The 11,581-nt window shown below is 61.1% G+C and carries 10 protein-coding genes and 1 pseudogene; 7 read left to right on the top strand and 4 right to left on the bottom strand.

Going from position 1 to position 11,581, the window contains the following annotated elements; genetic code table 11:
- Positions 1–193: 193 nt before the first annotated feature.
- Positions 194–991: a metalloregulator ArsR/SmtB family transcription factor gene (locus tag QMA15_RS09005; RefSeq protein ID WP_021333468.1), complete on the top strand. Its 798-nt coding sequence runs from the start codon at positions 194–196 to the stop codon at positions 989–991.
- A gap of 451 nt (positions 992–1,442) precedes the next feature.
- Here QMA15_RS09005 and QMA15_RS09000 read toward each other — a convergent pair whose 3' ends face one another.
- Positions 1,443–1,715, bottom strand: a complete 273-nt coding sequence (locus tag QMA15_RS09000; RefSeq protein WP_021333470.1) for a hypothetical protein — start codon at positions 1,713–1,715, stop codon at positions 1,443–1,445.
- Between the two features lie 58 nt (positions 1,716–1,773).
- Between QMA15_RS09000 and QMA15_RS08995 the strand changes: the two genes are divergently transcribed.
- The 5 genes and pseudogenes from QMA15_RS08995 to galE all read left to right on the top strand — a co-directional run bounded on the left by QMA15_RS08995 (position 1,774) and on the right by galE (position 7,219).
- The gene (locus QMA15_RS08995) at positions 1,774–3,861 is read left to right on the top strand and encodes a glycosyltransferase (RefSeq protein ID WP_021344269.1); all 2,088 of its coding nucleotides are present in this window, start codon (positions 1,774–1,776) and stop codon (positions 3,859–3,861) included.
- 61 nt (positions 3,862–3,922) lie between these two features.
- The gene (locus QMA15_RS08990) at positions 3,923–4,195 is read left to right on the top strand and encodes a PqqD family protein (RefSeq protein ID WP_279163898.1); all 273 of its coding nucleotides are present in this window, start codon (positions 3,923–3,925) and stop codon (positions 4,193–4,195) included.
- 7 nt (positions 4,196–4,202) lie between these two features.
- Positions 4,203–5,081 (top strand): hypothetical protein, encoded by an 879-nt coding sequence (locus QMA15_RS08985; RefSeq protein WP_290284033.1) that lies wholly within the window; start codon positions 4,203–4,205, stop codon positions 5,079–5,081.
- Positions 5,060–6,190 (top strand): nucleotidyltransferase family protein, encoded by a 1,131-nt coding sequence (locus tag QMA15_RS08980; RefSeq protein WP_290284031.1) that lies wholly within the window; start codon positions 5,060–5,062, stop codon positions 6,188–6,190. The genes QMA15_RS08985 and QMA15_RS08980 overlap by 22 nt, the downstream gene beginning before the upstream one ends.
- Positions 6,109–7,219, top strand: a pseudogene (gene galE / locus QMA15_RS32760) (UDP-glucose 4-epimerase GalE). Before QMA15_RS08980 ends, galE begins: the two are co-directional and overlap by 82 nt.
- On the opposite strand, the gene QMA15_RS08965 reads toward galE, so the two are convergent.
- Positions 7,191–8,174 carry a hypothetical protein gene (locus QMA15_RS08965; RefSeq protein ID WP_099697577.1) on the bottom strand — a complete coding sequence of 328 codons (984 nt, stop codon included), beginning with the start codon at positions 8,172–8,174 and terminating at the stop codon, positions 7,191–7,193. The pseudogene galE and the gene QMA15_RS08965 overlap by 29 nt on opposite strands.
- Positions 8,175–8,675: 501 nt before the next feature.
- Here QMA15_RS08965 and QMA15_RS08960 point away from each other — a divergent pair.
- Positions 8,676–9,809: a GGDEF domain-containing protein gene (locus QMA15_RS08960; RefSeq protein ID WP_019748467.1), complete on the top strand. Its 1,134-nt coding sequence runs from the start codon at positions 8,676–8,678 to the stop codon at positions 9,807–9,809.
- Here the strand turns inward: QMA15_RS08960 and QMA15_RS08955 are convergent.
- A complete protein-coding gene (locus QMA15_RS08955; protein WP_019748468.1) occupies positions 9,798–10,271 on the bottom strand; it encodes a DUF5709 domain-containing protein in 474 nt (157 codons plus the stop codon). The genes QMA15_RS08960 and QMA15_RS08955 overlap by 12 nt on opposite strands.
- Before the next feature lie 73 nt (positions 10,272–10,344).
- On the bottom strand, positions 10,345–11,520 hold the full coding sequence (locus tag QMA15_RS08950) for a lipase (RefSeq protein WP_021344275.1): 1,176 nt from the start codon (positions 11,518–11,520) through the stop codon (positions 10,345–10,347).
- Positions 11,521–11,581: the final 61 nt, after the last annotated feature.

The following is an 11,581-nucleotide window of genomic DNA, read 5'->3' as shown; positions in this document are numbered from 1 at the left end:
CCCGCCGACGAAAACCAGGATCGACAGAGCCACCGAGGCATACCCGACACCCACTCCAATTGCTGCCCAGTCCATGTGCCCAACCTCTCTTACGGTGCGATCCGGGATTCAGATCACATCTGCCTGAAGACATCAGACCCTATTTGTCCCCACTTCCGAAACCCGGCACGCCCAACCATTGACATGCAAGCAAATGCTTGCATATCGTGAAGTTGTGAACGACCGGATGAATGCAGCCTTCAAAGCACTTGCCGATCCCACGCGAAGACTTCTGCTGGACCGCCTGTTCGTAGCCAACGGGCAGTCGCTCGGTGAGCTGTGCGAGAGCCTCGAGATGAGTCGCCAAGCTGTCACGCAACACCTCACGGCGCTCGAGGATGCAAATCTGATCAGCACGGTACGGCAGGGGAGAACGAAACTTCACTATCTCAATCCCGTTGCGCTCGAGGAGATTCGAGAGCGATGGATCAACAAGTTCGAGGTACCGCGCCTGCATGCGCTCAGTGCCGTCAAAAAACTCGCGGAGGAAGCCATGACCGACAAGCCCAGTTTTGTATATGTCACCTACATCGCCAGTACGGCCGAGAACGTCTGGAAAGCACTCACGGACGCGGGGGCCACTGCAGAGTATTGGGGACACAGCAACGTCTCCGACTGGCAGCCGGGATCGACGTGGGAGCACCGCCGGATCGACGGTTCGAACATCGCGGATGTAGTCGGCACCGTAGTCGAAAGCAGCCCACCGTCGAGGTTGGTCACCACCTGGGCTGATCCGAACGGTGAACCGGGCGTCGATATCTCGCGGGTGAGTTTCGACATCGAAGCCTTCGGCGCGATCGTGCGATTGACCGTCAAGCACACCGATTTAGCGGACGAATCGGCTCGCATGGAGGTAGCGGGCGGATGGTCGGCGGTGCTGTCGAATCTGAAGTCCTACCTCGAGACCGGAAATACTCTTCCGGTGGCGCCGTGGGAGATGCCGGTTGGTTGACGGTTGTCGACCGGGACAAACGAGTCCCCTGAACAGGAGGAGATCGCCGTACTTCTGTCCGAACAGTCGGCGCAGTCCGGACTCAAATTCGCATACCCGTCAAATATCGGCGCGTTCAGTCTGTAAAGTTGCCGGAAGGATGCTAGCGTTTTGCCCGACATCGAGTGAGGACGACCTCGCCTCGGACGCATGGGAGAAACGCTATGGGCGGCGACGCTTTTCAGAATGTTCCGGTTGATCGACGCAAGTTCGTCAAGACAGTTCTAGCGGCCTCGGCGGTAACTGTTCCGGTCGTGACGTCGATCAGCCTCGGTGGTGCGGCACCGGCCTTCGCGGCCGGTGACACGCCGAACCTCTCCGGAGCTCCTACTCGAGGCCAGCAGAATCCGAATCAACCAGGAGGCGAGCAACCAGGCGGGAATCAGCCCGGTGGTAATACTCCGGGAGGGAATCAGCCGGGCGGAAACGAGCCGGGCAACCCCGGATCGTCGGGAAGTTCGGGATCGTCAGGAAGTTCGGGTAGTTCCGGGAGTTCGGGATCGTCTGGAAGTTCCACAGGTTCCGGATCAACCGGTAGCTCGTCAGGTTCGGGTGGAACGACGACCGCCAAGCCCACCGGGCCGACGGAGCCGACAGAGCCGACCGTCCCAACTGTCCCAACTGTGCCGACCACTCGCACCGAGCCGACGTTCCCAACCAGCCCGACCAAGCCGACAGATCCCACGGAACCTGCGTAACCGACGTAATCGATACAACGCCACGGGTTCCCAGGGAGCACACCGATGCCCGAGTTCGACGAAGCCCTGCACCGCGCTCTGAAGAAGCTTCAGAGCGCGGTGCCAGTACAGGTGAAAGAAACTCCGCCGCACGGAGAATCTGCCGACCTCACCATTGCAATCGCGACCTACGACGATTTCGACGGCGCATACTTCACGATCCACTCGATCTTGGTCCATCATCGCGAGATTCTGGACAGAGTCGAATTCGTCTTGTTGGACAACAACCCCGAGGGGTTGCCGGCGCCGATGCTCGAATCGTTTGCCGGTTACATCGATCGGTTCCGCTACATCCCGTTCACCGACGTTCGATCGACTGCGGTGCGGGACGTCCTGTTCCGCAAGGCCACCGGAAAGTATGTCCTGGTCCTCGACTCCCACGTGATCCTGGCACCGGGATCGTTGTCGGCGTTGCTGGCGTATTTCGATGCAAATCCGGAAACTGACGATCTGATCCAGGGACCGATGCTCTCCCAGGATTCCTCGCACATCGCGGCCACCCACATGGACCCCAAGTGGCGCAACGGAATGTTCGGCTCCTGGGGAGTTGATCCGCGAGCGAAGCAACACCCTGACGTGCCTTTCGAGATCATCATGCAGGGCCTCGGCTCATTTGCCTGCAGGCGTGAGGCGTGGCCGGGATTGAACTCGCACTTCACCGGATTCGGCGGTGAGGAGGGATACATCCACGAGAAGTTCCGGATCAACGGCGGAAAGGTCGTCTGCCTTCCGACATTTGGTTGGCACCATCGATTCGAGCGCCCGGCGGGTGTCCCGTATCGAATAAATTGGGAAGATCGCGTTCACAATTACCTGCTCGGTTGGAGTGAGGTCGGATGGGATCTCGACTCACTCCATCGTCAGTTCTCCAGGTACCTCGGTGATTCGTATCCCGAGATTCGTCGCCGTGCCGAACTGAGCGTCCAGCGACCCGAGTTGGTCTTCGGCGGGGTGATCGTTCTCAGCGACGACGGCCGAGTAGCTCCGTGGCGTTCATGCCTGGCGGAGGCCGAGTCGATCGAACTGACCGTTCACCGTGCCATTCCGGCGGAGGACGACGGTCCGGATGGGTGGAGGACGGCCTCAGCGTTCGTCGCCGGACTCGACAAGGCGATTCTGCTGGGCTGGAAGTCGGTGGTCTTCCTGGACGAGGCTCGCGTGATCGAACCCGCGGTTATGTACAAGCTGCGGAACATAACAGACGACCTCCCCGCCGAAGCCGATGCGGCCGTCATCCACGCACACGGCGAAGACCTGGTCGGGGCTGCACTGATTGTTCGCGCCGCGGCATACCGAACCTTGCGAGACGAACTCTCTCGGAGCATGGACGGACCCGTGCGGCCCGACTTTTCACTGGCGACCTATCTGCTCGAGCGGGGCGCAGTCGACGTTGTGCTCGATCGCCCACTGTCGCCTGCCCGAGTAGCGGGAGAACCCACCCCGGCTGTCGAGGATTCGAAGTCGGACCTCGGTGTTGTCGTCGTGAATCTTGACCTCGATATTGACAGATGGAAGGCGTCCTGGCATCGATTCATTCGCTTACCGCGCGTAACAGCGGTGGAGAGAGAATCAGCTTTCGAGGACGTGATGAATCAGGAAGCGGCCTTTGCCGTCTCGTGGCGTCGCGCGGTTTCTCGGGCGACCGAGAAGAGCAGGGATTCGGTCCTCATTGCAGCTGACGACGTGAGTTTGCTGGATGCGGCTGCGTCGATCCTGGACCACGCACGTGAAGAGCTCGATCACCGCGATTGGGATGTCGTCCAACTCGGACACGACGCGAAATCGGCCGACGGAGCGCTGATCGACGGTTCGGCGCTCTTGCGCACCAGTCCCGAGAACCGTGGAGTTCACGCCGTCCTCGTTCATTCGCGCGCCTTCGAGCGAATTCTGGACGCGATTGCGGATCCGGAGGCAGACCCTGAAGCATTCGAAAAATGGGCGGGCCACTACCAAACTTTGGGCGACTACCTGGTGGATGCGAACGCCGGGGGAGCGCTCACGTGTCTGACGCTCGCACCCGGCATCGCCTCCACACGCAGCCTGATTCGTTCGGGCGCAATCGAATCCGAATACTCACGACGCTTCTCGCTCTGACACCACCCCCAACACATATAGCTCACCACAAATATCGGACTCGTTGGAACAAGGAGATATCTTGACGGAACTACTCGAAGACGCGAGGCCTCAGCGCTCACAGACGGTGGAGTGCAATGATCTCACCGACGGTGTCGTGCTGTACGACAGTTCCAGCGAGGTTGCCCATCACCTCAACCCCGTCGCGACTTTGGTGTGGGAACTGTGTGACGGCCGGACCGTCAGTGACATTGTCCAGGCGGTGTCGGAGGTACTCGAGATCCCTGACCATGACGCGGAGTCGGTAGTCAGCGAGACCTATGGACAGCTGAGCGCCTCGCGTCTGCTGGTGTGAGAATCCCGTGACAGGCAGCCATGTACCACAATTCCGAACGCACTACCTGTGGGTTGATGCGATCGTGCGCGGCCCTGCCATACCCGAACTCGGTGTCATCGAGCATCGAATTGCCAGCCCCTGGCCCGCGGACCACAACGTCGAAGTTCGGATTCAGCGGAATCGATCGACGTTCGGTCGCTGGGACGCCACCATCGACTCGAGCATCGGAGGCAGAAAGGAACCGCTGATCGGTCTCGACGGACTCCACCTCGCGGAGAACGTTTACCGCACTGTGCACCGGGATGTCATGACGGCCGCAGATAACGAACTGTGGACACGCCTGCATGCCGCTCTGGTCGACTGCAACGGTGTGAGAGTGGCGATCGCCGGGCACTCCGGGGCGGGTAAAACCACCTTGGCGCTTGCCCTTGCCTTACGGGGTGCACAACTGCGAACTGACGAAGGGGTCTTCATTCGCGGTACCGAAGCGGTGGGCTTGCCGCGCCGGGTCCACCTCAAAGCCGGTACGTTCGACGTTCTGCCGGACATCAAGGCGCACGATTCGCTGTATCTCCCGTATACCCCTTCGGTGTGGGCACTGGACCCGTCGACATTGCCCGCTACTCCCAACGTCGATTCGGCGGTTCGCGGAATCGATCTGGTGCTGATTCTCGATAAATGGGACGGGGGTCCTACTCGTATCGCGCCGATGCCCGCACCCCAGGCGATACAGTCGCTGGCCGAGCAATCCGCGTTGTGGTCCGACAATCACGGTCTGACCCTGAGAAACATCGCTGCCCTGCTCTCGAATGCCCCGTGCTACAGAATGATCCGGCACCACGGCGACACCGGCGCCGACGCCGTGGAGGAACTGGTGGCGTCATGCGTGACACCCGGTACCTGATTTCGATGTTGGAAGCCAAGCACGGGGCCGACGTCATCCGTTCGTGTTCGCAGCGGGATTGGCCGCGAGTCATCGACGTCGCCGCCAGGCACAAGGTGCTGCCGCTGCTGGCCGCCCGCGCAGTCGATGCCGGCTTCGCATCGGTCCTGCCGGCGAGTTTCGCCGAAATGCTGTCGGAATCCGCAGCTAGCGCGTCGAGTCCGGAATTGACGCTGAGCCTTGTCCATCACCGAAACGCGCTTCGTATCGCGGACCTCGATGCGCAGCGCGTAGAACTGCAAGAGTTTTTACACAGCAGCGGATTTCCGACTGTCGCGCTGAAAGGTGCTGCCCTTCTCGAGCGAAGAATCTGGCCGAACCCGGCGGCACGACGGATGACGGACATCGACCTCTTGGTCGTAGATCCCGCACACGCCGTTCCAGCCAACGACGCGATCATCGACTTCGGATATCGAATGGTTCGCCCGGACGAGGTGGCGGGGGATTCCATCGATCACGACGATCATCAGGAACCAGCGCTCCTTCGCGACGACCGTCACGGCTCCGTCGAAATCCATTCACACTTGCTTCCGCGGTTCGCCCGTCACGCGTTGACCCGCGAGTCCGTGGTCCGAGGACTCGGCGCGGAGACCGAAGGATCCAGGCTTGCCCTTTCCGATGTCACGCTTCATGTCATCGCTCACGCGCGGCTTGCCGATCGCGCCTTGATTCGCGCCGATCTGGCGTTGAACAGCGTCTTCGACGTGGGGTACCTGTTCGCCTCCGAGCCGTCACTCCCGGCGGTCCTCGCGCGACGCCGATTGCCACGCGATGTCCGTCGGGCGGTGAACGTCCACTGGGCTGCGGTGGAATCGATCTTCGGAGTGAGTACCGGGGTGACGACCACCTCGGCGCGTTGGTGGTGGCAATGCACGCTGTGGTTGGCCGATCGCCCACGCCTGCACTCGCTCTACCGCGATCTGGTCATGGTGCCGCTCTTTCTCGACCGTGATCGGCTTTCCATCCGGGACGGACGCGACCTACGTGGATGGGGCTTGGCACGCGCACGCGTGTCTCACTTCGTCCGTCGTGCGAGGACTGCCGTCGAAGATGCCGGGGTAGCAGCGTGAAAGTACTGATCACCGGCGGAGCGGGATTCATCGGAAGCACCGTGGCGTCGAAGTGCGTCGACGCCGGGATCGATGTCGTGATTCTCGACAACCTGCTGACCGGCCGTGCCGAATTTGCGCACAGATTCCCGTTCTACTGCGGCGACATCGCGGACGAGAAACTGCTCGACAAGATATTCGCAGATCATCCTGATATCGATGCCACAGTTCACTGTGCGGCCTTGATCGTGGTCGGAGATTCCGTGAGTAGCCCGGCGCGGTACTACGAGAACAACGTATCCAAGTCACTGACACTGGTATCGAGTGTCCTTCGGAACGGCTGTGAGCGCTTCTTGTTCAGTTCCTCTGCTGCGGTGTACGCGCCGAGCGACGGTGGGTGTGTCGACGAACATTGGCGGATCGCACCGCAGAGTCCCTACGCGCACAGCAAGGCTCAGTTCGAAACGATGCTTGACGACATCGTGGCGGCCACAGGATTATCGGCAATATCTACGCTACTTCAACCCTGTCGGGGCAGACCCGGAGCTGCGAAGCGGACCAGCGTCGGCACGCCCGACCCACGCACTCGGAAAGCTGTTCGAATCATATTCGACAGGAACGCCTTTCAGGGTTACGGGGACGGATTGGCCGACGCGCGACGGATCGGGAGTGCGTGACTACGTTCATGTCTGGGACCTTGCAGACGCTCATGTTCGAGCACTCGAAAGGTTCGACCGGGTCACCGCTGATTCATCACGCATGACTGTGGTCAACTTGGGCAGCGGGCGGGGGACGACGGTGTGGGAATTGGTACACACATTCGAGAACGTGCTCGGCGAAGACATCGACGTGGTCGCTGCCGACCGACGCACCGGTGACACTGCCGGCGCCTATGCGTCGAACGATCGTGCGTTACGACTACTCGGGTGGGTTCCGACGTTCACCCTGGAACAGGGGATCGAGGACACTGCACGGTGGCTGGCCGTACGGGCGCACCGGCTGAATTCTGCGCCGATGAGCGTCAGCTTGGTGGCTCGCCCTCGACGGTGATGTTGTTGCTTCGTAGCCAGAATGTGGCGTCCGGATCCCACCCGGCGAGCACGGTGGCCCCCGAGTTGGCCGACAACGGGATCGCGATGCCTGGCGTGGTCAGATAGGCCATCAAGGTCAAGTGGATGGCGTCGTAATCTGCGGCGACCGAAACCCAGTCCGGAATGAACCAGTCACGGTATTCACCGGTCGTGTCGTACCAAACGGAGCGACGTGAAGCGGGCACTGGCAGGGGATAGGTATCGACCAGATTCGCCCAGTCCTGCGGACCGGTGATCTCGTAGATGCGGGGCGCGCCGTAGATCCTTACCGGCTGCACCCGCGCCTCGTTCGAGGAGCTGTCTTCTTCGAGAAACACCCCGAGGGCCCCGATACCGTCGCGGGCCCTGGTTGTTTCGGTTGTGCCGTTGGCAAAAGGGGTAGACCACCATTCGCCTCCGATGTTGCGGTCCGGATCTTCGATCTGGTATTCCAGAAACTGACGTTCGTTGTCGAGTGCCTCAGCACGCCACTGTTCGAGGCCGTCCTCTGCACGGTAAATCCGCAAGGGTAGGTCCGACCAGCCGTAAATAGGGTTTCGCTTTTCAACCAGATTCTGGTTCAGGCGGTCGATCGGCTCGGTCCACCAGGCGGCGTGTGGCGAGTCGAGTAGTGCTCCGGCAATCGGTCGCAGCGCCGCTGCGACATCCGGCCGGACGAAGATCAGGTCTTCTTCGTCCGGCGGCTCCCAGTAGCGTGCGCAATCTACGGCATACGCAAGACAGTGCAGAATCTCGAGTTCGGACATCTCGGCGATTGCCCGGATATCAACAGCGCCGAGAACTTCGAGCGCATGTTCCGGCGATTGAGGCCAGTGTCCACCGGAGTTGCTTGCGCTGGCGCGGCACGCGTGCCCGACGTTCGCACAGAAGCGACGGCCACGTGGTGAACCGAGGACGAGTGCAACGGAATCCATGTGGGTAAAGCTAGCGGTCAGGCTGACGGGGGACGTTCGAATAACCATTACTTGACATAATGTAGATTATCGGCAAATTGTCGACCTGGCGATATCGGCTCATGATCCGTTTCCTGCGTCGTTGATCCGTAGATGTATCTGTCGACCATTCGCGTGCTTCCGGCCCGTACTTCCGGTCTGAACCGCTGGACGCATTGTGTGAGCTGATCATCTTGGCGTGCCCGTCGTCGGACAACCAAACGTCGATCGCCGTCCGACCCCGGCCGGCCACCGAGCAACCCTGCCGCTCAGGTGTCCAGGCCGCGCGGCAGGCCGCCTGACGCGGGTTGATGTTGATGGATGAGTCTCGTCCACTCCCAGCCACCCCGCCCCAATTCGTCACTGTGACGTATTGGGGACGACAGCCTGCCGAGCGGGTGCAGTTCCATTGTCATCGCCACGGACTACTATCGCCGCATGTGTTTTATTTCGACCGGCCGCTTCGAATGATCAGTGGCCGCGATGAGTGACACACCCAAGGTCGTGCACCGCTGGCTTGCAGTGCCAGACCAGTTCGACCGATTCACGCGATTCTTGCGCGACAACGGAATTCTGATGCCGACTCGGATAGGCATCGGCATATTGGTTTTCCTCCTGGGAGTCACGATTCTGCTGAAGCGCCTGGGCACCCATTCGGTACAGACCATCGGATTTCCGTTGGACGTCGTCATCGCAGTGCTCGTGATGATCGGCGGAACAGCGCTGCCGTTCACTGCGACGACCCGGGAACGGTCGTACCTTTTCGTCATCGCGGGCGACCTCGCTGTTGCGGTGATCGTGCTGGCGGAGGCCAATCCGGATCAAAGGCTGCTGGGGTGCCTCGTCTTCGGACTCGTCGGCTCGTACATAGCGTTCTTTCACAATCTTCGAGCGCAGCTGTGGCACCTGCTGTTTTCCGGGGCGGTCATCGTTATCGCCAGCATTGGCGTGTTCACCGATGTACCTTCCGGCCTCTCAGACGTCCTGGGCCGCATTGCCTTTGCCATCCCTGTCATCACCGTCATACCGGTGGTCACTCAGATCGCTCTGGCGCTCCTGAGCAACGACGCTCAAAGCTCCGAACTCGATCCGTTGACGGACCTGCTGAATCGGCGCGGACTCTCACGGCGGACTTCCGAACTCCTGCAAGCGAAATCCAGCCTCGACCAGTCCTTGCTGGTGGTGGTGATCGACATCGACAATTTCAAACACTTCAACGACACCTACGGTCACGACGTCGGCGACCGCGTCATCCTGCGCACGGCGTATCGACTCCACGACTGGGCCAGATCGGACGCAGCGATCGCTCGTATCGGCGGTGACGAGTTCGTCGTCGTTCAGATCATGCCGTTGCCGTACGTCGGCGACTTGCTCGCACGGATCGCCCCCATCATGAACTCCCCTACGGGCGAACCACTCTCGACGACAAGCATCGGCATAGCCATACACAACGGCGGCTGGCCAGACGTGCAAGCAGCAGAAAGTGGCGTTCACGATCTACATCGCCTAGCCGATTCGGCGATGTACGAAAGCAAGAGGATGGGTGGAAATCACGTCCACTCCATCGTTCTCACCGATCAACAGCCACAACAGTCAGGCGGTCGGTCAGTCGTCTGATTCTTCGATCAGATGCATCGCGGCTTCCTCCGCCGACGCTGCGCCGCCGTCGATTCCGACGTCTCCGGCAATGAGTTCGCTTTCCTCGTCCTCGTATCGGCCCTCGTCTTCGGCAACGAGACGCCCGACGCGGCGATTTCCGACTTCGTCACCGTTCGGGAATTCTTCTTCCCGTTCGAATTCGTCGGCATCTGCCGGATCCTTCAGGGGATCTCCCAGTGACGCGTACGGATCAGGTTCTTCCTCGGCCAGGCGCTCGTCGAGGGTCTCCCCTGCCGATTCTTCACTGCCGGTCAACCCGTGGGCGTCCAGGCCCAATGGGCGTTCCGGTGGTGAGATTCCCTCGTCGAGAATGTCGTCCACGCCTCGATCGATCAGGGTGTCTTCGGGTTGAAGCTGGTCGTCGGGATCGAGACTGTAATCGCCATTGCCGGCCGCGCCGGTGTCATCCGTGTCGCTCATACGATCAACGATGCCACGGGCACACCGAGTTGGCCATGTGCCGCGCCTGCTCGATACATCACTCCGGAGACATTCAGCACGAACGCGGGGCCGGCACTCCGTCGAACCGGTCCTGCAGGTACTCGAACGCGGTGGGCAGGCCGAGGACCGCAGTGGTGAGGTGGTCCGGGCTGGGGAACAGCTGAGATTGAACCGTGGCTCCGGCGGCGCAGTACCGAGAAATCGTGTTGACCACCGAATCGATGGGGATAAGGACGTCGTCGGGGGTGTGCCATTCGAATACCGGGGCAGTCGGCACACCCGGATAGAGTTCGACGCTGTTGTCGTCCATAACCTTTCGCACTTCGGGGCTGGACAACAGGGAAGTCGACGTCGACACCTGGGAAGCGCTGCGTCCTGCGCCAACTCTCAGGATGTCGTTGGTGCACGCGTTGGTGAGTTCGGTCCGCATCGACCGACCGAGGTCGTTGAGTTGATTACTCAGCGGAAGAAGATCGGGGTACTCGCGTTCGAGGCCCATTGCGGCGGCGAACGCGAGGCCGAATGCCGGGTGCGGATCCTGTCCGAGGCCGTTGGCCATCTTGGACAGATTCATCGGAACGCCGCCCTCGGCTACACCGACGAGGTTGACCTCGGGTGCGTAGCTCGGGGCCAGTGCGGCCGCCCACGCGGTGGCCATGCCGCCGCCGGAGTAGCCGGCAATACCGACTGGGCTGGCGCCACTACGCAATTCGGGGATTTTCTGAACGGCGCGGATACCGTCGAGCGTGATCTGTCCGCCCAGGCGCGCGGCGCCGTAGGCGCTGTTGGGTCCGAGATGGTCAGGAAGGGCAATGGTCCATCCACGTTGAAGCGCGACGTTGAGGATGGGCGCTTCACGGATGACGATGTTGGGATCCGATGCGTAAAGCGCGCGAGATGGCGCACATCCCGTTCCGAGTGCGTTGACGATGTGCTGATAGGAGAGCAACGGGCCGTCTTGCGCTTGATTCGGCGGGACCAGGATCGTGCTGACCGCGGCGATCGGCTTGTTCTCGGAGTTCGTGGACCGATAACTGACCTGCCAGATCGCGACGCCGGGAAAGGTCATCAGGTCAGGGGCCCGGCGCACGGAGATCGGCGTGCCGGCGGTCCCCTCGGCCGCTGCTTGCGAATAGAACGGGTCCGGGTCAGGCGCCGGATATGCGGGATCTGCTTGTGCAGTCCACCCGGAGAGAAGTGCGGCAGTCAGTGCAGCAGCAGTCAGCATCGATCCGGTAAACACGCGTCTGGTTCGCAGTTTCAACGTTTTCCCCTCGTCCGGACCCACC

It is taken from the genome of Rhodococcus sp. APC 3903 (genome assembly GCF_030407755.1).
GTDB lineage: Bacteria > Actinomycetota > Actinomycetes > Mycobacteriales > Mycobacteriaceae > Rhodococcus_F > Rhodococcus_F erythropolis.
This window is presented reverse-complemented; position numbering and strand designations above follow the sequence as displayed.

Bases quoted from the DNA above. Each gene is read 5' to 3' on its own strand.
- QMA15_RS09005 (WP_021333468.1), top strand. From the start codon at position 194: ATGCTTGCATATCGTGAAGTTGTGAACGACCGGATGAATGCAGCCTTC.
- QMA15_RS08995 (WP_021344269.1), top strand. From the start codon at position 1,774: ATGCCCGAGTTCGACGAAGCCCTGCACCGCGCTCTGAAGAAGCTTCAG.
- QMA15_RS08980 (WP_290284031.1), top strand. From the start codon at position 5,060: ATGCGTGACACCCGGTACCTGATTTCGATGTTGGAAGCCAAGCACGGG.
- QMA15_RS08965 (WP_099697577.1), bottom strand. From the start codon at position 8,174: ATGGATTCCGTTGCACTCGTCCTCGGTTCACCACGTGGCCGTCGCTTC.
- QMA15_RS08960 (WP_019748467.1), top strand. From the start codon at position 8,676: ATGAGTGACACACCCAAGGTCGTGCACCGCTGGCTTGCAGTGCCAGAC.
- QMA15_RS08955 (WP_019748468.1), bottom strand. From the start codon at position 10,271: ATGAGCGACACGGATGACACCGGCGCGGCCGGCAATGGCGATTACAGT.
- QMA15_RS08950 (WP_021344275.1), bottom strand. From the start codon at position 11,520: ATGCTGACTGCTGCTGCACTGACTGCCGCACTTCTCTCCGGGTGGACT.